16 protein-coding genes and 2 tRNA genes are annotated in these 22,444 nt (G+C 65.8%); 1 reads left to right on the top strand and 17 read right to left on the bottom strand.

Annotation, left to right across the window (positions count from 1 at the left end; all coding sequences use genetic code 11):
* Positions 1-8 precede the first annotated feature (8 nt).
* The 4 genes from AC1DRE_RS04880 to AC1DRE_RS04865 all read right to left on the bottom strand — a co-directional run bounded on the left by AC1DRE_RS04880 (position 9) and on the right by AC1DRE_RS04865 (position 3,859).
* Positions 9-1,628, bottom strand: coding sequence for a GTPase (locus tag AC1DRE_RS04880; protein WP_476983567.1), 1,620 nt, complete (start codon positions 1,626-1,628; stop codon positions 9-11).
* The gene (locus AC1DRE_RS04875) at positions 1,625-3,406 is read right to left on the bottom strand and encodes a dynamin family protein (protein ID WP_476983566.1); all 1,782 of its coding nucleotides are present in this window, start codon (positions 3,404-3,406) and stop codon (positions 1,625-1,627) included. The genes AC1DRE_RS04880 and AC1DRE_RS04875 overlap by 4 nt, the downstream gene beginning before the upstream one ends.
* Before the next feature lie 178 nt (positions 3,407-3,584).
* A tRNA-Glu gene (locus AC1DRE_RS04870) sits at positions 3,585-3,660 on the bottom strand.
* A 127-nt stretch (positions 3,661-3,787) separates the two neighbouring features.
* Positions 3,788-3,859 (bottom strand) — tRNA-Gln (locus AC1DRE_RS04865).
* Positions 3,860-4,202: 343 nt separating this feature from the next.
* On the opposite strand from AC1DRE_RS04865, the gene AC1DRE_RS04860 reads away from it, so the two are divergent.
* Entirely contained in the window at positions 4,203-5,603 is a 1,401-nt protein-coding gene (locus AC1DRE_RS04860; protein WP_476983565.1) for a hypothetical protein, read from the top strand.
* Between the two features lie 17 nt (positions 5,604-5,620).
* Here the strand turns inward: AC1DRE_RS04860 and AC1DRE_RS04855 are convergent, their stop codons facing one another.
* The 13 genes from AC1DRE_RS04855 to ilvC all read right to left on the bottom strand — a co-directional run bounded on the left by AC1DRE_RS04855 (position 5,621) and on the right by ilvC (position 22,422).
* Complete coding sequence (locus AC1DRE_RS04855) at positions 5,621-6,358, bottom strand: HAD family hydrolase (RefSeq protein WP_214952820.1); 738 nt, start codon at positions 6,356-6,358, stop codon at positions 5,621-5,623.
* Complete coding sequence (gene gltX, locus AC1DRE_RS04850) at positions 6,358-7,872, bottom strand: glutamate--tRNA ligase (protein WP_476983564.1); 1,515 nt, start codon at positions 7,870-7,872, stop codon at positions 6,358-6,360. Before gltX ends, AC1DRE_RS04855 begins: the two co-directional genes overlap by 1 nt.
* A gap of 149 nt (positions 7,873-8,021) precedes the next feature.
* Positions 8,022-8,798: a fumarylacetoacetate hydrolase family protein gene (locus AC1DRE_RS04845; RefSeq protein WP_476983563.1), complete on the bottom strand. Its 777-nt coding sequence runs from the start codon at positions 8,796-8,798 to the stop codon at positions 8,022-8,024.
* Between the two features lie 97 nt (positions 8,799-8,895).
* Positions 8,896-9,678: an MBL fold metallo-hydrolase gene (locus tag AC1DRE_RS04840; RefSeq protein ID WP_476983562.1), complete on the bottom strand. Its 783-nt coding sequence runs from the start codon at positions 9,676-9,678 to the stop codon at positions 8,896-8,898.
* Between the two features lie 196 nt (positions 9,679-9,874).
* Positions 9,875-10,987 (bottom strand): branched-chain amino acid aminotransferase, encoded by a 1,113-nt coding sequence (locus AC1DRE_RS04835; protein WP_476983561.1) that lies wholly within the window; start codon positions 10,985-10,987, stop codon positions 9,875-9,877.
* A 101-nt stretch (positions 10,988-11,088) separates the two neighbouring features.
* Positions 11,089-12,141, bottom strand: a complete 1,053-nt coding sequence (locus tag AC1DRE_RS04830) for a 3-isopropylmalate dehydrogenase (protein WP_476983560.1) — start codon at positions 12,139-12,141, stop codon at positions 11,089-11,091.
* Between the two features lie 112 nt (positions 12,142-12,253).
* A complete protein-coding gene (locus tag AC1DRE_RS04825; protein ID WP_476983559.1) occupies positions 12,254-13,042 on the bottom strand; it encodes a class F sortase in 789 nt (262 codons plus the stop codon).
* 89 nt (positions 13,043-13,131) lie between these two features.
* Positions 13,132-13,878 carry a hypothetical protein gene (locus AC1DRE_RS04820; protein ID WP_476983558.1) on the bottom strand — a complete coding sequence of 249 codons (747 nt, stop codon included), beginning with the start codon at positions 13,876-13,878 and terminating at the stop codon, positions 13,132-13,134.
* A 419-nt stretch (positions 13,879-14,297) separates the two neighbouring features.
* The gene (gene metG, locus AC1DRE_RS04815) at positions 14,298-15,857 is read right to left on the bottom strand and encodes a methionine--tRNA ligase (protein ID WP_476983557.1); all 1,560 of its coding nucleotides are present in this window, start codon (positions 15,855-15,857) and stop codon (positions 14,298-14,300) included.
* A 66-nt stretch (positions 15,858-15,923) separates the two neighbouring features.
* On the bottom strand, positions 15,924-16,679 hold the full coding sequence (locus tag AC1DRE_RS04810; protein WP_476983556.1) for an ABC transporter ATP-binding protein: 756 nt from the start codon (positions 16,677-16,679) through the stop codon (positions 15,924-15,926).
* A complete protein-coding gene (locus AC1DRE_RS04805) occupies positions 16,676-19,471 on the bottom strand; it encodes an ABC transporter permease (RefSeq protein WP_476983555.1) in 2,796 nt (931 codons plus the stop codon). Before AC1DRE_RS04805 ends, AC1DRE_RS04810 begins: the two co-directional genes overlap by 4 nt.
* A 209-nt stretch (positions 19,472-19,680) precedes the next feature.
* The gene (gene serA, locus AC1DRE_RS04800; RefSeq protein ID WP_364122980.1) at positions 19,681-21,270 is read right to left on the bottom strand and encodes a phosphoglycerate dehydrogenase; all 1,590 of its coding nucleotides are present in this window, start codon (positions 21,268-21,270) and stop codon (positions 19,681-19,683) included.
* Between the two features lie 126 nt (positions 21,271-21,396).
* Positions 21,397-22,422 carry a ketol-acid reductoisomerase gene (gene ilvC / locus AC1DRE_RS04795; protein ID WP_476983554.1) on the bottom strand — a complete coding sequence of 342 codons (1,026 nt, stop codon included), beginning with the start codon at positions 22,420-22,422 and terminating at the stop codon, positions 21,397-21,399.
* Between the last annotated feature and the right edge of the window lie 22 nt (positions 22,423-22,444).

The raw sequence follows: 22,444 nt of genomic DNA, 5'->3' as shown, positions 1-22,444 counted from the left end.
CAGGAACGCTAGCCGCGGCCCGCGGACTTCAGGGCCGCGTTGAAGGACTTCAGCCTGCTGACCTCGACTTCCACCGGTTCGACCACCAGCCTGTCCGCCGCGGCGGCGACGGCCGCGTTGAGCTTTTTCCGCGCCGCAGCGGCCCTCAGTCGGGCAGCCGCGCCGGCGATGACCTTCCCGGCCATGGCCAGGACGATGCCAAGCACCGCTCCCCCGGCAATCAACAGGGTGGGCACAGGCCACCCCTCCACCCTGGGCACTTCCGGAACCGGCAGCTGGAGATAGCCGAGGCCTGCAAGGACGCCCAGCCAGGCGAGTCCGCCCAGGGCTGCCAGAAGGGCCAGCCACTGGACGGCGTTGAAAAGGCCCCACCACCACGACTTGCGTCCGGCCAGCAGGTCGGTGCCGGCAATGGCCTGGTCCAGCGCGTCCGGCAACCGGTCCCGTCCTTCCCGCGCCGCGCTGCGGATGGCCGCACGCCAAGGCCCGGGAGCTCCGGTACTGGCCGCGTCCGCAAATTCCCGCACAGCCGCGTCCGTCCTGGCGCGTTCCGGTGCCCCCGCCGGCGGCAGCGATGTCCTGTTGACCTCGGCGCTGGCCCCTTCACGGCGGAGGTTGAGCCGCCGCAGCGGGTCGGGACGGAACCGGACCAGCCAGCGGGTCAGTGGCCAGCCGGTGCGCCGCGTTGCTTCGTGCCGGTACGACCGCGACACGGCTTCGACCACGAGCGGGACGTTGGCGGCCGCCGCAAGCTCGTCTGCCAGGCGCGACCGGGTGCCGGCCCTGACACCTGCCGCTTCCCCGCTTCCGGAGGCCGCCGCGAGCTGCGCCGACGCCTTGGAAACGTCCGCCGCCAACCGCTGGGATAACGCCTGCCGTTGCAGCGCCACGTGGCGGATGGCCGCCCGGACTTTGTCCACGCCGGTCCCCGTCAGGGCAGAGGCACCGAGGACCTCGACCTTGCCCAATCCGTCACGGGCCAGGATGGCTTTGAGCGACTCCAGCACGGGGGCGATGTCCGGCGGCGGAAGCAGGTCGACCTGGTTGAGGACCACCAGGGTGACCGCTCCGTACGAAGCCAGGGGCGCAAGGAAGTCGTTGTGCACTGCGGCGTCCGCATATTTCTGCGGGTCCAGCACCCACACGAGTACGTCCACCAGCCCCACCATCCGCTGGACAATTTCCCGGTTGGCGGCCTTCGTGGAGTCGAAGTCGGGCAGGTCCAGCAGGATCAGGCCCGTGGATTCATCGGCCAATCCCGGCGCTGCCGGGAAATGGTGCCGCTTGTTCACCCCGAGCCAGTCCAGCAGCGGTTCACTGCCCTCTGTTCCCCAGACGCCGGCCAGCGGTTCCGAGGTCGTGGGACGGCGGGCTGCCGCCGTCGCGATGTCAGCGCCGCTCACCGCGTTGAAGAGCGAGGACTTGCCGCTGCCCGTGGCACCAAAGAATCCCACCACCGTGTGTTCCGACGACAGCGAACGGCGCGAACTGGCGCGCTCAAGGACCTGCAGCACGTCATCCAGCGACTCCTCGGGGAGGACCCCGCCGGCAAGCTCCCGCGCGTCGTTCAGGGCTTCCAGCCGGGTGTGGAGCCGGGAGGCTTCCCTGGTCCCGCTGTGCCTGCTCACGCGGACTCCGCCAGCCGCTGCAGGGCGCGGGCATGGCCTGCCAGCACGTCCGGTGACTCGCCGGCGGCAAAGTCCAGCCGTTCGAGGAAGCGCTGCTGCTCATCCTGCAGCAGGTTCCGGCACCGCGCGTTCAGGTCCTCACGCGCCCTCTGAGCCAGGCGCCGTACGGCATCTTCACCGAAGACGGCTTCCAGGAGCCTTTGACCGACGATGGCGGTCCCGCCTGCCACGCCGACCTCCAGTCCACTGAGTCCGGCAGTCATGGAGAATACAACGATCATGAGGGCGGCACCGAGCCCGTTGACCCCAAAGGAGAGCCACCGGGCCTGCGTGCGCTTGCCTTGGCCTTCGGTGCGGATGAGCTCCATCAGCCCTCCCTGCCACGCCCGGATCTCTGCCGCGACCCTATCCGGGAAGCCGGCGCTGGTGCCGGAAAGGTCGTCGGTGCCCAGCAGTTGCCGGCCCGCCGGGTCCGAACGCCAGCGCTGGTCTGCATCCTCGGCCGCATTCGCCGCTTCGTCCATGATGACGGCCTGCAGCCCGGTTTCGATGGCTGTTTCGACCCTAACCGCCGGGGCAGGCTCTCCGCGGAAAAACGCACCCACCCGGTCCCGCATGCGACCGATGTTTTGTTCCAGGACGCGGAAGAACTCGCCGGCGCCCACGAAGTCCTGCCAGCGGGCAAGGACTTCACCGCGCAGGAGGGCACCGTCCCGTGTGGCCTCCAGAATCCGGGCCACCGCGTCCTGATAGGCGGTGCGGACATCCTTGGCCAGCACTTCCGCCGCCTGCTGCTGCTCCTGCGAGGCCCGGGCGAGGGCAGCGACGCGCCCGCTGAGCGTGCGCACCGTGCCGTTCAGCGTCCGCCGGGCAATCTCGGCCCGACCCGCCGCATCTGCCGCCAGTTCGCGCAACCACCGCCCCAGGGGTTCCACGGCTTCGGCGGGCAGCATTCCGCGGCGGTCGAGGGCGACCTCCCGGACAATGAACAGCTTCGCTGCGCCGAGGCCTTCCTGCTGCAGCATCGCCCGGAGGTCCTCGCTCACCTCCGCCTCCGCGGCAGGGGGCACCCGGTCCAGTACCACGGCCACCATGATGTCCCTGGCTGCGGCGTTGAGGAGCAGCTTCCAGGGGACGGCGTCAGCGTAGCGATTCGCTGTTGTGACAAATACCCAGAGGTCGGCCGCCGCGAGCAGTTGCCCTGCGAGCTTCCGGTTGTCATCCGAGACAGAGTCGACGTCCGGAGCATCCAGCAGCGCAATCCCTGCCGGCACCGCCGGATGCCCCACCAGCACCAAGGACGATATCGCGGCGGCATCCGGTGCGGCACCGGCGCGGTTGGCTGGCACCTGAGCGTCCACCACAACACCCCTGATACGGCTTAGGCTCGGCAGCACGCGCTGGTCTTCGAACCAGCCTGAGTCAACCGGATTGTGCAGCAGGATCGGCTGCCTGGTGGTTGGGCGGATGGCACCGGCCCGTGTGACGGGGTGGCCCACGAGGGCATTCACAAGGGTGGATTTCCCGGCCCCGGTGGATCCTCCCACGACCGCCAGAAGCGGAGCGTCAAGGCTGCGGAAACGCGGAAGGATGTAGTCATCCAGCTGCGACAACGCATTCCTGATATCAAGGCGGGCGGATTCCGCTCCCGGCAGTGCGAGCGGCAGCACGGCCGCGCTGAGATCACCGCGGACGGCCTCGAGCAGCTCCACGGCAGCAGCAGCCCTTGAGTTTGGCGCTGCCGGGCCCGGGGGCGAACTCTCAGATGGGGACGTCACAGCTTCATCATGCCAGTTCGGTTACCGTCCGGCGCGTGCATCCGGCCAGGAAATCCCCGCCCGGCGGTCATCTCCCCGTTGCGATTCCAGGGGAAAAGACCCTTCGGCGGGGAATTGTCGCGGAAGGTATCCGGGCAAAAGCAAAACGGCCCCGGGCTGTTGCCCGGGACCGTTTCAATGGTGACCCCAGCGGGATTCGAACCCGCGTTACCGCCGTGAGAGGGCAGCGTACTAGGCCGCTATACGATGGGGCCGCGTACTTCCGGATGGCATTTCTGCCATCAGGCTCAGTGATTGTTTCATACACAGAGCCGGTGTTTCAAATCGACTAAACCGCTTTGAAACCGCTGATCCGCCGCACCGGAGTGCAGTTTTTCAGAGCTGGGATACCAGGACTCGAACCTAGAATGACGGTACCAGAAACCGTAGTGTTGCCAATTACACCATATCCCAATGACGCTTTCGGGCCGGATATTCAGGTCTAAACCTTTGCTCCGAGCGCCTCAGCACGAGTAATTACTTTACCCGAGAGTTTTGGCTGGCACAAATCGGGGCTCTGAACGCTCCGGTGAGGCCGCCGCCCGGCTTGGCTGAGAGGGAATCAGCCCTGCAGGCCGAGAAATTCCTTGCAATTCCGGGCGAAACAAGTTTACTCTCGGTAAGTTACCACTCAGTAACCAGTCTCCCCGCCTCTTCCCGACCGGCAGTTTCACGCCCAGCTTCACGTGTTAGCTGCGTCACGGTCGGAGGCGTCCAGGGATAGCAGCTCCTGCCAGAACCGTCGAGAGGAACCTCCGTGCCACAGAGTCGTGCCACTGCTCCCCCCAACAACCGCATCCGCACCCGTACCCAGCAGATCGCCATCGCGGTACTCGCCTTGCTCCTGATTGCACTGCTGGGTTTTTACACTGTGGTCACCGGGCGCATTACTGACGGATCAGCGCGGCTCAAGGACGGGGCCGGCCAGGCCTCCGCAGGTGCCGACCAGCTCCAGGACGGTGCCGGAAAACTTTCCACGGGTGCCGCGCTGGCAGACACGGGGGCGGGAAAGCTCTCGGCCGGGGCAGAGAAGGTCCGTTCCGGCATCACCGATAAGCTCGCTCCCGGCGCCGACCAGCTCCAAGCGGGCGCCGAGAAGCTCGCGGCCGGAGCGGTCAAGATCGAGGCAGACGTCAACAACAAGCTCGCCCCCGGCGTGTACAAAGTTGATGACGGTGCGCAGAAGCTTGCCGCCGGGGCGGTCCAGCTTTCCGCGGCCTTGACTCCCACACCCGCTGGAAACGCGGAAAACAATTTGGCCGACGGCGCCACGCAGCTCAGCGACGGTGCCTCACGGCTGGAAGCCGGCGCTGGCCGGCTCGCCGCCGGGACGGATCAGCTCGTGGGCTACCGCGGGGCCAACGGCAATCCGGAGGCGGGTACGGGCACCGCCGCCCTGGCCCAGGCCCTTGAGCTGTTGCAGGCAGCCGCCGAAGACCCCGTCCAGGGGCTCGTACCGCTGTCAGTCGTGAAAGACAAGATTGCAAAAATCACTGCAGGCGCCCACAAGCTCGACGCCGGAGCCGCCCAGCTCCAGTCCGGCGCCGCACGGCTCCACGAAGGCACCGGGCAATTGCAGGCCGGCGCCGGCAGGCTGACCGCCGGCTTCACCACGCTGAGCGGCAAGCTCAACAGCCAGGATCCGGCGAGTCCCGGCGTTGTCCTCGGCACGCAACTCCTGGCCGAGGGCACCGCCAAGATCAGGGTGGGGATGGACGGTGTGCCCGGAAACGCCGAGCGCCCGGGCCTGCTCAAGGCCACTGCCGGCATGACCGAAGGCTCCTCCCGGCTTGCCGCCGGGGTCGTGGCCCTGAACACCGGCATCAAGGGCGACCCGGCTGACCCTGCCAAACCCGGGCTCCTGAGCGGTTCAGCGGCCCTGGCCGCCGGAGCCTCGGAACTCTCAGAGGGCAACACCAAGCTTGCCGCCGGTTCCACACAGCTCGCCGCAGGGGCCGGCAGACTGGCGGAGGGGAACGCCAAGGTAGCAGCTGGAACGGCGACGCTGCACTCGAGCGCCGCTGCGGTGTCGCCCTCAGATATGGCGGGACGGCCCGACGCCGGCACAGCAATCGGTATGGTGGGGGTGCTGGGACTGGGTTCCGTGGGTGCTTTTGTGGCCTTGCGCAACAAACGGCCGCGTCGGGATTCCGCCTGATGCCCGCCGCCGGCCCCTTACCCGAGCAGGTCCGCCAGTGAACCTACCTGGTGTCCGGCAAAAGCAGACTCGGTTTCACCGCTGCGGTTCAGCCAGACGCCCAGCAGACCCGCCGCCGTCGAACCTTCTGCGTCAAGCAGCCGGTTGTCACCCACGTAGAGCGTCTCGGCGGCGCTGCTGCCCAAGAGACGGACACCTTCAAGGTAGATGGCAGGATCCGGTTTGGGCACGCCCACCGTGTCCGTTCCCACCAGCACCCTGATGCGCTGCAGTCCCGCCGTGTCCAGCTTCACCCGCTGGTAGTCGTGGACGTTGTTGCTCACCGCCCCGTAGGGAATCCCGGCAGCGTCAAGGGCGTCCAGGACCGGCGTCACGTCCTCGAACGCACGGACGTAGCCGTGCTGCAGGGCCGCGTAAGACGTAACCCAGGCATGGGACTCCTCACCCTCCTCGAGCTCCACGCCGAAGTGGCCCAGGGCAGCCCGGCCCCGGAGGAGCCGCTGCTCGTTGAAGGTCAGTTCGCCGGCCAGGTAGCGGTCATAGAAGTGTGTGGTTTCGTGCGTGAAGATCCGCCCGAACTTCTCCCACCCGGCCTGGTCCAGGCCGGGCAGGAGATGTTCGCTGACATCACGCAGCGCGGTGGTCATGGCGAATTCAAGGTCCACCAGGGTGTCGTCAATGTCGAACAGCACACCCCGGATGACGCCAAAGCCCGTATGGAGGACACCGCCGCCGTCACCGCGCATGGCAGTCATCAGCCGCGGAAAGCGTGCAGGCGGGCCAGCGATGAGGCCTTGCCCAGGATGACCATGGATTCAAAGAGCGGCGGGGAAATCCGCCGCCCCGAGATGGCCGTGCGGACAGGACCGAACGCCAGCCTCGGCTTGATGCCCAGGTCCTCCACGAGCGCCTGCTTCAGCGCTGCCTGGATGTTCTCCGCGTTCCAGTCCGTGACGGAGTCCAGGGCGGCGATCGCGGCGTCCAGGACCTCGGTGAGGTTCTCCGGCATCCCCTTGCGGGCATCGTCCGCGACGTCGATCGCGTCATCGTTCTTGAACAGGAAGGAAATCATCTCGGGCGCTTCGCCCAGCAGGGCAATGCGCTCCTGGATCAGCGGCGCGGCCTCGGCGAGGATCTCCTCCTCGCGTGCGGTCAGGGTCTCCCCCACCAGGTTGGCGGCGCGGAGGTACGGGACCAGGCGGCCCCTGAAATCGTCCGTCGCCAGCATCCGGATGTGCGTGCCGTTGATAGCTTCGGCCTTCTTGATGTCGAAGCGCGCGGGGTTGGCCAGGACGTCGTGGACGTCGAAGTTTTCGATGAGCTGTTCCACGGTGAAGATATCCTCATCGGCGGACAGGCTCCAGCCCAGCAGCGAGAGGTAGTTGAGCAGGCCCTCGGGGATAAACCCGCGGTCCCGGAGCAGGAACAGGTTGGACTGCGGATCGCGCTTGGAGAGCTTTTTGTTGCCCTCGCCCATGACGTACGGAAGGTGGCCGAACACTGGCATGTAGCTGGCGACACCGATCTCCATCAGGGCGCGGATCAGCACCACCTGGCGGGGAGTTGAGGAGAGCAGGTCCTCGCCGCGCAGCACGTGGGTGATCGCCATCAGGGCGTCATCAACGGGGTTCACCAGGGTGTACAGCGGGGAGCCGTCCGCGCGGACAATCACATAGTCCGGGATGCTGCCGGCCTTGAAGGTGATTTCGCCGCGGACCATGTCAGTGAACGTGACGTCCTCGTCAGGCATGCGGACGCGGAGCACAGGTTCGCGGCCATCGGCTTTGAACGCGGCAATCTGCTCGGCACTGAGGTTGCGGTCGAAGTTGTCGTAGCCGAGCTTGGGGTCGCGGCCGGCTGCGCGGTGACGCGCCTCCACTTCCTCCGGGGAGGAGTAGCACTCATAGGCGTAGCCGGCGTCCAGGAGCTTGGCCACCACGTCCTTGTAGAGGTCAAGGCGCTGTGACTGGCGGTACGGCTCATGCGGGCCGCCCGTTTCCACGCCCTCTTCCCACGAGATGCCCAGCCACTTCAGCGCCTCGAGCAGCTGCTCGTAGCTCTCTTCGGAGTCGCGCGCCGCATCCGTGTCCTCGATGCGGAAGACAAACGTTCCCTGGGTGTGCCGGGCGTAGGCCCAGTTGAACAGCGCCGTCCGGATCAGGCCCACGTGCGGGGTGCCGGTGGGCGACGGGCAGAACCGCACCCGGACCGGGGTTTCGGGGGTGACGGCAGGACTGGAAACGGCGTTGGCCACAGAAGGAGTAGTCATAGTGACTCCAACTTTACCGCCTGCCCGGGGGCGCCGCCCCGCCACCAAATCCGCTGCCAGTTCCGCTCCGGAAACGGACAGCCGCCCCGGGAATTCCCGGGACGGCTGTCCGCGTTTCTGTGCGGTCTTGTCTAGCGCCGGTTTTGTGTCTAGCGCCGGACGATCGGGTTGGAGAGGCGGCCGATGCCTTCGATCTCCACCTCAAAGCGGTCACCGGCCGTAACCACTCCCACACCCGCAGGCGTGCCGGTCATGATCACGTCGCCGGGAAGCAGCGTGAAGGCCTGCGACACAACCGAGACGAGTTCGCGGACGCCGCGGATCATCTGGCTGGTGCTGCCGTCCTGGCGGAGTTCACCGTTGAGCCAGCCCTGGATCCGGAGGTCCTCGGTGTCCAGTTCGGTCTCGATCCACGGGCCCAGCGGGGCCGAGGTGTCGAACCCCTTGGCCCGCGCCCACTGCAGGTCCGTCTTCTGGACGTCACGGGCGGTCAGGTCGTTGCCGCAGGTGTAGCCAAAGATGACGTCGTCGACGCGGTCCTCGGGGACGTCCTTGCAGATCCGTCCGATCACCACGCACAGCTCGGCTTCGAAGGAAACCTCGTCCGAGAATTCCGGCAGCACTACGGGATCGTTGGGGCCCACCACCGAGGTGTTCGGCTTAAGGAACAGGAGGGGCTGCTGCGGCACCTCGTTGCCCAGTTCCTTGGCGTGCTCAACGAAATTTCGTCCGACGCCCACAACTTTGCTGCGCGGGATGATGGGGGCCAGCAGCCGCACATCCTCAAGCTTGTACTTGACGGTGCTGCGTTCAACGCCGTTGAAGAAAGGGTCACCCTTGATGACAGTGACTTCCTCACTGCCGGGCTCGCCTTCAACAACGCCGTAGAGGGGATCGGAATCAGCTACAAAACGGGCGATACGCATGGTTCCTAGCGTACCGTCTCCGGTCAGCCGTCCTGCCAAGGGCACTGCCGGGCCGGGATGCGCCCGGCATCGCCGCCACCGTACCGGTCCGGCGCGCTCAGCCCCGGATGTACTCCAACTGCGCGGCCACGGAGTTCTCCGCTGCCGGACGGACGGCGGGATCGATGTCCGAATATACGGCGTCGGTGATTTCACGCACGCCTGCACCGGCGCCGAGCTCCGTCAAAGCCGCACGGATCTGCGCAAGCCGTTCGTGGCGGTGCTCCCGATAGGCGCGGACAACGGCATCCAGCGCAGGGAGCACCGGCCCGTGCCCGGGAAGGACAGTGGCCGCTCCAAGCTCTTCGAGCCTGTCCAGGGTTGCCAGGTAGTCGCCCAGTTTGCCGTCGGGAAAATCCAGCACCGTGGTGCCCCGTCCCAGGATGGTGTCGCCGGTCAGCACTGATCCGTGCCTTCCATCGCCGGGCAGGTGGAAGCACAGCGAGTCCGAGGTGTGGCCCGGGGTGGCAATGACGCGTAGCTCAACTCCGGCCGCGCGGATCGTTTCACCGTCAACGAGCGGATGACCCCCGTGGCAGTGCCGTGCGTCCGCAGCGCGGACCGGAGCCCCCGTGAGTTCGTGGAAGCGTGCGGCCGCTGCAGTGTGGTCCGCATGACGGTGTGTGAGGAGGATGAGCTCCACGCTCCCCTCCCCGGCCAGCTCCAGCAGATGCTGCTCATCCAACGGCCCGGGGTCCACCACTACCGAGCTCCCGGACCTCGGGCCGCCCAGCAAGTACGAATTGGTCCCGTCCAGGCTCATGGGCCCGGGATTGGGTGCCAGCCGGAAACGGGCCAGGTCGCTGGCGGGAAGAATCGACGGTGAGGATGCGGGATTCACCTGTCCATCTTCGCACTTCCGGGCCGGCAGGACCCGTCGCGGGCCGGCGGCTGTTGCTGCTCGCCTGAGCCGTTGCTGTTGCTCGCCTATTAATAGGGAGGAAAAGTCCCGCTGCGGGCAAAACTCTGGAAAGTACGACGCCGGGTGCCCCGCAAGCGTTGCGGGGCACCCGGCGTCGTGCGTCAGTCAGAAGGACTTAGGCGAGGCGCATCAGCCAGCCGTGGGTGTCCTCGACGGTGCCCGTCTGGATGCCGAGGAGCTGCTCGCGGATGGCCATGGTGGTCTCCCCTGCCTTCGCATCCTCGGAGCCGATGAATTCCGTGGCGTCCTTGAGGACGCCGATGGGCGTGATGACGGCCGCGGTCCCGCAGGCGAAGACCTCGGTGATCTCGCCCGATGCGACGCCGTCGCGCCATTCGTCCAGGGTGATCTTGCGCTCGGTGACGGTGCGGCCCATGTCCTTGGCCACCTGGATGACGGACATCCGGGTGACACCTTCAAGGATGGTTCCGGTCAGCGCGGGCGTCACCAGCGAACCGTCCTTCATGACGAAGAACACGTTCATGCCGCCAAGTTCCTCAACGGCGTTGTCGTTGAACTGGTCCAGGAAGAGGACCTGCTTGCAGCCGTGGGCCTCAGCCTCCTGCTGCGCGATCAGGGACGCCGCATAGTTACCGCCGCACTTGGCCGCGCCGGTTCCGCCGCGGCCCGCACGGGCGTACTCACGCGAGATCCAGATCGAAACGGGCTTCAGCTCGCCGCCGAAGTAGTTGCCCGCCGGTGACGCGATCACGCGGAAGGAGACCTCCCTGGCTGCGCGGACGCCCAGGAACGCCTCGGTGGCGATCATGAACGGACGGAGGTACAGAGCCTCGCCGTCCCCCGCCGGGACCCATTCCCGGTCGGCCTGCACAAGTTCGCGGATGGCGCCAAGGAAGTATTCTTCCGGAAGTTCCGGCAGCGCGAGCCTGCGGGCGGACTTGTTCAGTCGCGCGGCGTTGGCCTCGGGACGGAACGTCCACACCGAGCCGTCACCATGGCGGTAGGCCTTGAGCCCCTCAAAGATCTCCTGGCCGTAGTGCAGCACTGCCGCCGAAGGGTCGAGCGAGATGGGACCGTATGCCTCGATGCGCGCGTCATGCCAGCCGCCCTTGCCGGTCTCGTCGACGCTGTAGTCGACGACCGCGGTGTGGTCGGTGAAATAGTTGCCGAAACCTGGGTTTGCCAGGATGGCTGCACGCTCGTCAGCAGACTTCGGGGTTGCCGAGGGCTGCTGGGTGAATTCGACGCCATGGGCAGTCTGAGTCATGGTTCCTCCACGGTCGGCTGCCTGGTGTGTGAACGTGGTTCAGCGTCGGACCACGGCAGCATATTGGTGATTCGAAACAAGCTTACGCCTGATGCAGGCCCCTACAGGGCGGCAGCGATTGCGTCGCCCACAGCACTTGTGCTGCGCACCTCGCCGTTGCGGCCTTCGACGTCGGCGATGACCGCCGCCTCGATCTTTTTCGCCGCGTCGGTGTAACCGAGGTGGTCCAGGAGCAGCGCAGCCGACAGGATGGCCGCTGTGGGGTCTGCCTTCTGCTGGCCGGCGATGTCAGGAGCCGATCCGTGCACCGGTTCGAACATGGACGGGGCGGTGCGCTCCATGTTGATGTTGCCCGAGGCGGCCAGCCCGATGCCACCAGTGACGGCAGCGGCGAGGTCCGTGATGATGTCGCCGAAAAGGTTGTCCGTGACTATCACGTCGAAGCGCGACGGGTCGGTGACCATGAAGATCGTTGCTGCGTCAATGTGCAGGTAGTCGTGGGTGACGTCAGGGAATTCCTGCGCCACCGCTTCAACGGTGCGCTTCCACAGGTGGCCTGCGTAGACCAGCACGTTGTGCTTGTGGACGAGGGTGACGTGCTTGCGCGGACGTTCGCTGGCCCGGCGGAACGCATCGCGGACCACACGCTCCACGCCGTGGGCGGTGTTCAGGGAAACCTCGGTGGCAACTTCGTGTTTGGTCCCGGCGCGGAGCGTGCCGCCGTTGCCCACGTAGGGCCCCTCGGTACCTTCGCGGACCACAATGAAATCAATGACACCGGGGTTGGCCAGCGGGCTGCCCACGCTGCCGAACAGGCGTGACGGGCGCAGGTTGACGAAGTGGTCCAGGCTGAAGCGGAGCTTGAGGAGCATCTCCCGCTCGATGATGCCGGACGGGATCCGGGTGTCGCCGGGGGCGGCCCCGACGGCGCCGAACAGGATGGCGTCACGGGTCCGGAGATCGCTCAGCACTTCCTCCGGGAGGGTCTCGCCAGTCTCCAGCCAGTGCTGGGCTCCCAGCTTGTAGTGGGTCTGGTCCAGCGTGACGCCTTCAGCGGCCACAACCTTCTCCAGGACCTTCAAGGCTTCGGCGATGACCTCGGGGCCGATGCCGTCGCCGGGAATGACTGCAAGATTAATGGTGGATGCGCTCATGCTTTCAGGGTAGCCAAGGCATCCACATGATGGTCAAGTTGTCTCAATATTCGAACACACCGGACCGGGAGCCCGTTAGCCGGCCCTGCTGCGAGGCTGGCGGTCCGGGACGTCAGCGCCCCGGGACCGGTGAGGCCACTACAGCCACGTTCTTGCCCCAGGGATCCTCTGTGTAGCAGCTGATGAGGACCAGACGGTTGGGGGCAACCGTCCAGATGGGGCTGTCCTTCAAGGTGGCCTTGGTATAGGTGGTGACGGACTCCACCGTGTACGTCATGGTGCCGGCAGCTGTGGTGACCGTCAGTTCGTCTCCGGCCGCGGCGACTGAACTCAGGTGGTTGAAGGGCGCATCCAGGCCTTCCCAGCTGTGGCCGATGACGTATGTCGTGTTGGTGGACCCGGCCCCGGGTGTTCCGAAGGGAGTCAGCCAATAGCCGTCCATCGTCTCCGGCGGGACGATGCTGTGGCTTTCGGCATCAAGGGAATCGGGCTCCAGCGGATGCACCACCACGTCCATTCCGGCCGCCTGGTACGTAATCCTTTGCGGCGCGGACGCAACCGGGTAGGAAGCGGCCGGCTGCGCCGCGGCCGCGCCGCCGTCGGCCAGCGGCACAGCGGGCAGCGCAGCCGGGTCCGGCGCCGGCACTTCCGGTGCAGCGGTCGACGTCGCGGGCACTTCGGCACGAACCTGCGGGTCAGGCATCTGCCCCGACAGCACTGTCGCTGCCGGCTCCCCTGCTGCAGGCGTCCCGTGGCTGCCGGAGCCGGTCACGCCGTAGACCAGCCAGGCTGCCAGAAGCCCCGCCGCGCAAACGGCGAGCACCAGGATGTCCCGGTAGCTAAGCAGCAGGCCACGGATCCGGGCGGCACGCATTCGCCGGTTACGGCGGTGACTGACCATGAAAGGCTCCTGATGACGCTGAGACTGAAATGCTGAAACAGGAGGGCGGGTGCCGTAACTTCACGGCACCCGCTCCTGGGTTGAGTACCCTAGCCGTTCGCGCCGCGGGAGCGCAGGCCGCCCTTCACGAGCACCCAGGCGCCCACTGCCGTAAAGAGAGCGGTCAACCCGCCCAGCCAGGCCGGGATCCCGGTGCCGGAGCTCCCCACAGCAGTCTGGACGTTGTAGCCCACGTTGCTCGCAGCCGGAACAGCTCCGGCAGCAGCCCCCCGGGACGTTGACGCAACAGGCGCCACCGTTGCCGCGGCCGGCGGCACAACCGCTGCCGGTGCAGCCGCCGGCGGCACGGCGGCAGGCAGCACTCCGTCCGGAACAACAACGGCCGGCGGGACAACCGCGTCAACGGTATCCACCGGACCCGGATCAACCGGACCGGGGTCCACCGGACCCGGGTCCACGGGCCCCGGATCAACCGGACCTGGGTCCACAGGCCCCGGATCAACCGGACCTGGGTCCACAGGCCCCGGATCCACCGGGTCCGGGTCCACCGGAACGGGTGGCGCCACGCAGTTGTTAGCCAACAGGATGAGGTTCGCTGCCGTGAGGTTCTGCCCGTTTGGAATGTCATTCCCCAAGTTCGCCGGCACAATGTCGCCGGTATCACCGACGTGTGCGGCCAAGGCATTGAGGCTGATGGTTTCGAAGAGGTAGGGGTTGGACGCCGAACCTGTGGCGTGGCAGATGGTGATCTTGTCCGGCGGGGCGGCGTTCGCTGCAACTGTGGCACCCATCAGCCCCAGCCCCACCACCCCCAGTGTGGCGATAGTGCGTTTCATTTTTGGTCCCTCCATAGCAATTCCGATTCGAACCGACCAGACTGCGTGGAGTAACCGTCTTGAGACCAGGAACTGCTAAACCTGTGTGAGACCTCAACAGCGAAATGAACGGTGACAGTTACTCCCCAGACTTCGTCATCAGTTCGCTTGCCTTTTCAGGCTAGGTTTGCGGCGAAGGTTAAACCCGAGTAACAGGTACGCGATTACCCGGTCGGGCACGGCTGCCAATTACCTGCTTGCTGAATATATTCACTCGCATGCATAGGCTGAACTACTTGGACGCAGTACCTGCTTGCTGCTGCTCACGGGTGGCTGGAACCGTCATTGTGTGCGCAACAGAGCGCTCCCCCACCCTGTTGAAAAGGTGAGGGAGCGCCGGATATTTTGCTGAATGACGTACCGGGGCAGCCCGGCGCGAACTACGCTTCGGCGGGTTCCTCGTACTTCGGGAAGATCGGCGCGGGAGCGGGCAGCTCCGTGCCGGGAACCAGCGGCGCGGGGATCGCCGTGAACAGGCGGGCATCGCCGTCGGGCTGGCCGAGTGTCCCCAGCAGCGCGGAAGACGCCGTCGGCATCACCGGCTGGACGAGGATGGCCACGATCCGGAGCACCTCAAGCGTCACGTACAGCACCGTGTTCATGCGCTCGACGTCGGTCTTCCGCAGCACCCATGGGGCCTGCTCGGCGAAGTAGGCGTTGGTGTCGCCCAGGACACCCCAGATCGCTTCCAGGGCACGGCTGAATTCCTGCTTCTCGAACGCCGCCCGGGCGGCGTGCAGCAGGCCGTTGGCCTGGGCCAGCAGGGCGGTGTCCTCCGCCGTGAAGTCCCCGGGGACCGGAACCCGGCCCTCGCAGTTCTTGGCAACCATGGACAGTGAACGCTGCGCCAGGTTTCCGAAGTTGTTGGCGAGGTCCGAGTTCATCCGGCCCACAATCGCTTCGTGGTTGTAGCTGCCGTCGGCGCCGAAGGGAACTTCGCGCAGGAAGAAGAAACGCACCTGGTCCAGGCCGTACTGGGCCACGAAGTCCGCCGGCGCCACGACGTTGCCCAGGGATTTGGACATCTTGACGCCGTTGTTGTGCAGGAAGCCGTGGATCATGATCCGCTTGGGCAGCTCCAGCCCGGCGCTCATCAGGAACGCCGGCCAGTAGATGGCGTGGAACCGGGAGATGTCCTTGCCGATCACGTGGACGTCCGCCGGCCAGAACTTCTTGAACGACTCGGAGTCGACGTCGGGATAGCCCACACCGGTGAGGTAGTTCGTCAGCGCGTCCACCCACACGTACATCACGTGCTTGTCGTTGCCGGGAACCGGAACACCCCAGTCGAACGTCGTGCGGCTGATGGAGAGGTCCTCCAGCCCGCGCTTGACGAAGCTGATGACCTCGTTGAAGCGGGACTGCGGGGCGCCGAACTCCGGATGCGCCTCGTACAGGGCCAGCAGCTTGTCCTGGTAGGAGGAAAGGCGGAAGAAGTAGCTTTCCTCGGCCGTCCACGTCAGTTCGGTGTCCGTCTCGCGGGAGTAGCGGAGGCCGTCTTCCTTGACCACGGTCTCGTCTTCGACGTAATACGCTTCATCACGGACCGAGTACCAGCCTTCGTACTTGGACAGGTAGATGTCCCCGTTGGCCTCCATCTTCTTCCAGATGGCCTGCGAAGCGGCGTAGTGGTCGTCGTCCGTGGTCCGGATGAAGCGGTCGTACGAGATTCCCAGGTCGGCGTGGGCAGCCTTGTAGATCTCGGCGTTCCGGTCCACCAGCTCCTTGGGCGTGATGCCTTCCTTCTCAGCAGCCTGCGCAATCTTCATGCCGTGCTCATCCGTGCCGGTCAGGAAGAAGACGTCAAACCCGTCCAGGCGCTTGAAACGGGCCATTGCGTCGGTGGCAATGTACTCGTACGCGTGGCCGATGTGCGGTACACCGTTGGGGTACGTGATGGCAGTGGTGATGTAGAACGGGGTTCGGGCTGAAGACGACACTCTGGGAAGTTACCTTTTTTCGGAAGCGGTGGCTGGGCCGGCAGACGGGAAACGCTACCCCTAAATCTAGATCAGTTCGGTCAGGGTATCGCTGAGCCGGACAAGTTCGTGATCATGTGACGCCACCAGGACAGCAATACCGTCGGACGTGGTGTCCTTGAGGATGCTGATGATGCGGTTGGCCGACGTGCGGTCCAGGCTCGCGGTGGGCTCGTCCACTACCAGGACCCGCGTTCCCAGGATGAGTGCGCGGGCAATCGCCACGCGCTGACGCTCACCGCCGGAGAGCTGGGCGGGGCGGTGCCGCATGCGCCGGCCCAGTCCCACCAGGTCCAGGAGGTCCTTGGCCATGTCGCGGCGCTGGTCCACCTCACCGTCAGGAACAGCGGGCAGCAGGACGTTCTCCAGGGCGCTCATGCCGTCAATCAGGGCGCCGCCCTGGTCGACGTAACCGATCAGGGCCCGGCGGCGGTCGGCGATTTCGTCGTCGCCCATGCTCTCGAGGGACTGGCCTTCCCAGAAGACACGGCCCGACGTCGGCAGCGTCAGTCCCGCGCCGACGGTCAGGATGCTGGTCTTGCCGGAACCGCTTCGGCCGGCGACGCAGTGCATTTCGCCGGCGTGGAGGGTCAGGTCGAAGCCCTCGACGACGTTGACGGCGTCGGCTCCGCCCTTCTGGCCGCCGTAACGGATGGTGATGTTGCTCAGTTCCAGCGGGGTCCCGTGGTCTGCGGCCTTCAGGATGGTGTTGGCACGGGTCTGGATCGAGCCGTCCTCGGCGTCATCCTGGGGAATCCGGTCGAGATTCACGTCGTTGTTCATTGGACCACTTTCGTTGCAATTGGAATCCAGCAAAGTACAGCCACGAGTCCGGCCACTGCGGCCCAGAGTGCGGCATAGGGTGCAAGCAGCAGGCCGATGCCGAGGGCGCCCACCACGCCGAGCGGCAAGGCCACCGTGCCCACGAGGGCGTTTTCGAACAGCCGGACCTGGCCGAGCATGTCGGGGTTCCAACCCATCGCTTCGAGCGTGCCGAGGTACTGGCGCTTGGCCTGGAGCTCAAAGCGCCCGGTGACCAGGGTCAGCACCAGGCCCACGGCCACTCCGGACAGCGCCAGGACGATGCTGGGCAGCGCCACACTGGCCGCGGCAAGTCCGCTCAGGGCGCTCGCGCCGGCAGCCCGGGGAATGTCGATCAGCAGGGCAATGAGCCCGCCCACTGCGGCCCCAAACACACCGACCGCGACCGCAAGGGAGATGGTATTGAACTTGTTGGTGCTCAGCTGGCGGTTGGCGAACGTGAGCGGGGAGTCCACGGCGATCAGCCGCTCGTCGTGCTGCGGTTCCTGGTCCACTTCGTCGCGGTGCCTTAGCTGCCTGGCCGCAAAGTAGGCCGCGGCGGCGTAGAGCACCAGGACCGATGCCGAGACGATGACCGTCGCGATGTTCCAGCTCACGAGGCTCAGGACGGTGCCGGCAATTGCCAGGAGGCTGGCTCCGACGGCGAATTCGGCAAGCACCCAACTGCGGATCCTCGTCTGGGTCCAGCCCATGGCCCGCAGCGTGCCGGCCTCCAGGCGCCGTTGACGGATGTAGCTTACGGTCGATGCGCCGGTAAGCAGGGCCGCCCCGATGAGCGTCAGGAACAGCAGCGTCAGGTTCGTTCCGGTCAGGGAGCCTGAGACGGCATCAGCCGCATCCTGGCGAACCCACGACTGGGTGACGGTGCCCAGCGCGGATTCCTTGCCGGCGTCGTCCTTGGAGTAGCCCGGAACAAAGATGTTGGCGTCTTCACGCGCTGAGCCGGCAACAACGGTGGCCTCGAGGCCCATGTCGCGGATTTCGTTGGCGAGCTGCTCGACCTCGGGCTGTGACTGCTTCCAGCTCCCCGGCGCCTTGGCACGGACACGGATGGCGTCGATGACGGATGCGTTCTCTTCGTATCCGCGTGCTGCGGCGAGGCCGTAGTAGTCGGTGATGGCGCCGGCGGACTGGCTGACCAGGCCCGTGGCGCTCAGTGACGGCTTGAGTTCGGTGTTCTCGACCTTTTTCCCCTGCGCGTCCTCCGTCAGGGTAAGTGGTGTGGGGTCGTAGCCGCCCAGGGGCAGCCGGTTGATGTCCCCGGCGGCTTCCTGCACCTTGTCGGCATCGAAGGTGCCGTAGACCATGGCAAGCGGGGCTGCGACCTTGCTGCCCGTCTCCAGGCTTTCGCGGTAGGAGCGCTCGTCCACCGGCTCACGCTGGGTCTGGTCGACCGGCGCGCCGCCGGCGCCCTTCTCCGGGAGCCGGTTGACGGTCACCCACTCCCCCGGTGTGGCGGTCTTGTCCACGGCACCGTTTCCGGCGGTGGAGCCATCGGTGTATTTGGGGGCCGACGCGAAGTCTGTGCTCCAGGTCGCGGGGTTGTAGAGGCCCTGGCTGAAGTTGCCGGTGTTGCCCAGGAGCTTGGAGTAGTCCTGCGATCCGGGCCAAGAGAGCGCGAACGGCGATTTGGAGACGAACGGGAGGTAGTCCTTGTCCAGGGAGCGGGTCACGGTGCCCACGTCCTTGACCACGTTTCCGGAATCGTCGATTTCCTCGATCTTGACCGAGTACTTGAGGTCCAGGGAGGTGCCGGAGCGGACAATCAGCGGGATGGCCTGGGAATCGGCCGTGAGCTGGCCGTCCCGCTTTGCCTGCTGGTACTGGGTCATCAGCGGCGCCCAGTACTTGAGTTTGACGCCGAGGAAGTCCGGCCCCTCTTCCAGCTCTTTCATGCTGATTCCGGTGGTGAACAGGCTTTCGAAGTGCCGGCCGATCGCACCGGCGTTGCGGGCGTCCGCGGGCGGCGCCTTTTCGAGCGGGGCCAGGAAGTCACCGGCAGTGCCCAGCAGGGCACGCTCGGACACGGGGTCGACGGCGACGACGGACTCCGTCACCTGCGGCGCCAGCGGCAGCGACACAGACAGATTGAAGAGGTTGTGTTCGGAACCGCCAGCGGGAGCCGGGAACTTGACGCCGGTCTCGCCTTCGGGGCCCGCGATGCGGATGCTCTTGCCGCCGGCGGTCTGCTCTTCAATGAGCCTCGCCTTGCCGAGCGAGCCTTCGGCCATGGACTTGAACAGGGTCTGTTCCGACTTACCGTCCGAGCTGACGGCGCTGGCGGTCATCCGGTATTTCTTCGCTTCGTCGGTGAGGACGGACTCGGCTGCCGGCCACTTGCCGGGGTCGGTTGCTCCCGGTTCCCCGGCGGTGGCTGTGCCCACGAGTCCCGCGTTGAATCCCAGGTAGTCCATGGCGTCAAGACGCGGGGACTCCAGGTTCTGCGATACCCGTGACACCAGGCTGATCGGAGCCGCCACAGACGTGCCTGAGAGCTTCCTGATGCCATCCAGCTGGTCAAAGCTGATGCCGCCCTGGCCGTTGGCGATTTCCGGCTGCATCAGCGCGCCGCCGGATCCGGCCTTGGCCTGGACCAGAATGTCATAGAGGCCGCGGGAATTCTCGTCGACTGTTCGGTTGAGCGCCGCTTGTGACTGGCCCTGGACGAGGACGGACAGGCACATGGCGACGATCAAAATGGCCGCGGTCAGCAAAAGCACTCGGCTTCTGATGAACCTCTGGACGGCGTTCATTGGGCTCCCTGAAAGCTGGATTTGCGTGTGTGCACACCTCAGTCACACCTAATTAGGTGTGAAGGCGTCCCCTGCCGGGTGTGCAAAAAATAATGGCCGGTCTGCCGGCCGGATCCGAAAATCGGACCCAGCCATTGTACGCAGACCGGCCAATCATACGTGGCAGAAGTTAACCTCTGTCACAGGATGTTCACCGAGTAGGCGGGAGGTCAGTCTTCGAGATCGACTTCGCGCACCATTTCGGCACCAATACCGGCCTTGATTGCGTCAAGGACCTGCTGCGGCACCGAGCTGTCGATGGTCAGGAGCGCCAGGACCTGGCCACCCTCCGCCTGGCGCGCTACCTGCATGCCGGCGATGTTGATGTTGTTCATGCCCAGGATGTGCCCGATGGTGCCGATCACGCCCGGGCGGTCGGCGTAGGCCACCACCACCAGGTGCTCGCTGATCGGGATTTCCACCTCGTAGCCGTTGACGCCCACGAGCTTCTGGATCTGCTTGGGGCCGGTCAGGGTTCCGGCCACGGAGATCTGGCTGCCGTCGCTCAGTGCGCCGCGCAGGGTCAGGACGTTGCGGTACGACTCGGTGTCCGGAGTGGTGATCAGGCGGACGTTGATGCCGCGCTGCTCGGCAATGACCGGAGCGTTGACGTAGGAGACCTGTTCGGTCACGACGTCCGCGAAGATGCCCTTGAGCGCGGCCAGTTCCAGCACCTTGACGTCCAGGGAGGAAATCTCACCGGCAACTTCGACGTCGAACTGGGTCAGCGATGCGTGAGTCAGTGCCGTGAAGATGCGGCCCAGCTTCTCAATCAGCGGGATGCCCGGGCGGACGTCCGGAGCGATGACGCCGCCGGCAACGTTCACTGCATCGGGAACCAGTTCCCCGGCCAATGCCAGGCGGACGGACTTGGCCACGGAAACGCCGGCCTTTTCCTGCGCTTCGTCGGTGGATGCACCCAGGTGCGGGGTCACCACGACGTTGTCCATCTCGAAGAACGGCAGGTCCGTGCTGGGTTCCTTGACGAAGACGTCGACGCCGGCTCCGGCGATCTCGCCGTCCTTCAGGGCCGCGTGGAGTGCTTCCTCGTCCACCAGGCCGCCGCGGGCAACGTTGATGACGTAAGCGGTCTTCTTCATCTTCTTGAACGCCTCGGCGCCGAGCATGCCCACCGTTTCCGGCGTCTTGGGCATGTGGATGGTAATGAAGTCCGACTGGGCCAGCAGTTCGTCCAGGGTGACCAGCTGCACGCCCAGCTGGGCCGCGCGGGCCGAGGTGATGTAGGGGTCGTACGCCAGGATCTTGGTGTCGAAGCCCTTCAGTCGGGCTGCCACGAGGGCGCCGATCCGGCCCAGGCCGATGATGCCGATCTTCTTCTCGTAGAGTTCAATGCCCGTGTACTTGGAGCGCTTCCATTCGCCGTCCTTGAGCGCCGCGCTGGCCTGCGGGATGTGGCGGGCGAGGCTCAGGATGTGGCCCACCGTGAGTTCGGCGGCGGAAACGATGTTCGACGTCGGTGCGTTGACCACCATGACACCGGCCTGGGTGGCGGCCTTGATGTCGACGTTGTCCAGGCCCACGCCGGCGCGGGCAATGACCTTGAGGTTCTTGGCTGCGGCGATGGCCTCGGCGTCCACCTGGGTGGCAGAACGGACCAGGATAGCGTCAACATCCGCGATGGCTGCGAGCAGCTGGGAACGGTCGGCACCGTCGGTCTGGCGGATTTCAAAGTCCGGGCCGAGGGCCTCGACTGTGGCGGGGGAAAGTTCTTCGGCGAGCAGTACTACGGGTTTTGACACGGCTGATCCTCTGCGTTGCAGTCCTGGGGATAAATCAAGTCTAGGCTGACGGAAAGGCCGGGCTCACATTGTTAAGTGTGAACCCGGCCTCACTGTTGTCTTCTGTCTGTCGGCTGGATGCCGGGCTTAGCGGGCTGCCGAGCCCTCTACGTAGTCTTCGTCCTGCTGCTGCCAGGAGAACAAGCCGCGCAGTTCGCGGCCAACGGCCTCGATCGGGTGCTGCTCGGCCTTGGCGCGCAGTGCCTTGAACTCAACGCCACCGTTGTCCTGGTCCTCGATGAAGCGCTTGGCGAAGGCGCCGTTCTGGATGTCGGCGAGGACAGCCTTCATGTTTTCCTTCACCTCGGGGGTGATGACGCGCGGGCCGGAGACGTAGTCGCCGTACTCTGCAGTGTCGGAAACGCTCCAGCGCTGCTTGGCGATGCCGCCTTCCCACATGAGGTCGACGATGAGCTTGAGCTCGTGCAGGACCTCGAAGTAGGCGATCTGCGGCTGGTAGCCGGCCTCGGTCAGGGTCTCGAAGCCGTACTGGACCAGCTGGGACACGCCGCCGCACAGGACAGCCTGCTCGCCGAAGAGGTCGGTTTCGGTCTCTTCGGTGAAGGTGGTCTTGATGACGCCTGCGCGGGTGCCGCCAATGGCCTTGGCGTAGGACTTGGCCAGGTCCCAAGCGGAACCGGAGGCGTCCTGCTCCACGGCGATGATGTCCGGGATGCCGCGGCCGGCTTCGAATTCACGGCGCACGGTGTGGCCGGGAGCCTTCGGGGCGATCAGGATGACGTCAACGCCCTCCGGTGCCTCGATGTAGCCGAAGCGGATGTTGAAGCCGTGCGCGAAGGCGAGTGCCTTGCCCGGGGTCAGCTTGTCCTTGATGGAGTCGTTGAAGATCGAGCGCTGGTACTGGTCCGGCGCCAGGATCATGATGACGTCGGCCCATTCGGCGGCGTCTGCGACGTTCTTCACCGGGAAGCCGGCATCCTCGGCCTTGGCGATCGACGACGAACCTTCCTTGAGGGCGATGGTCACTTCGACGCCGGAGTCGCGCAGGTTCAGGGCGTGGGCGTGGCCCTGGGAGCCATAGCCGACGATTGCAACCTTGCGGCCCTGGATGATGGAGAGGTCTGCGTCGTCGTCGTAGAACATTTCAGTCACTTGCGTAACTCCTTTTGAGTGG

Source organism: Arthrobacter sp. P4_H3, from assembly GCF_056400885.1.
This window is presented reverse-complemented; position numbering and strand designations above follow the sequence as displayed.

Bases quoted from the DNA above. Each gene is read 5' to 3' on its own strand.
- AC1DRE_RS04855 (WP_214952820.1), bottom strand. From the start codon at position 6,358: ATGACTGCCATGCGCGGTGACGGCGGCGGTGTCCTCCATACGGGCTTT.
- gltX (WP_476983564.1), bottom strand. From the start codon at position 7,872: ATGACTACTCCTTCTGTGGCCAACGCCGTTTCCAGTCCTGCCGTCACC.
- AC1DRE_RS04845 (WP_476983563.1), bottom strand. From the start codon at position 8,798: ATGCGTATCGCCCGTTTTGTAGCTGATTCCGATCCCCTCTACGGCGTT.
- AC1DRE_RS04835 (WP_476983561.1), bottom strand. From the start codon at position 10,987: ATGACTCAGACTGCCCATGGCGTCGAATTCACCCAGCAGCCCTCGGCA.
- AC1DRE_RS04830 (WP_476983560.1), bottom strand. From the start codon at position 12,141: ATGAGCGCATCCACCATTAATCTTGCAGTCATTCCCGGCGACGGCATC.
- AC1DRE_RS04825 (WP_476983559.1), bottom strand. From the start codon at position 13,042: ATGGTCAGTCACCGCCGTAACCGGCGAATGCGTGCCGCCCGGATCCGT.
- AC1DRE_RS04820 (WP_476983558.1), bottom strand. From the start codon at position 13,878: ATGAAACGCACTATCGCCACACTGGGGGTGGTGGGGCTGGGGCTGATG.
- AC1DRE_RS04810 (WP_476983556.1), bottom strand. From the start codon at position 16,679: ATGAACAACGACGTGAATCTCGACCGGATTCCCCAGGATGACGCCGAG.
- AC1DRE_RS04805 (WP_476983555.1), bottom strand. From the start codon at position 19,471: ATGAACGCCGTCCAGAGGTTCATCAGAAGCCGAGTGCTTTTGCTGACC.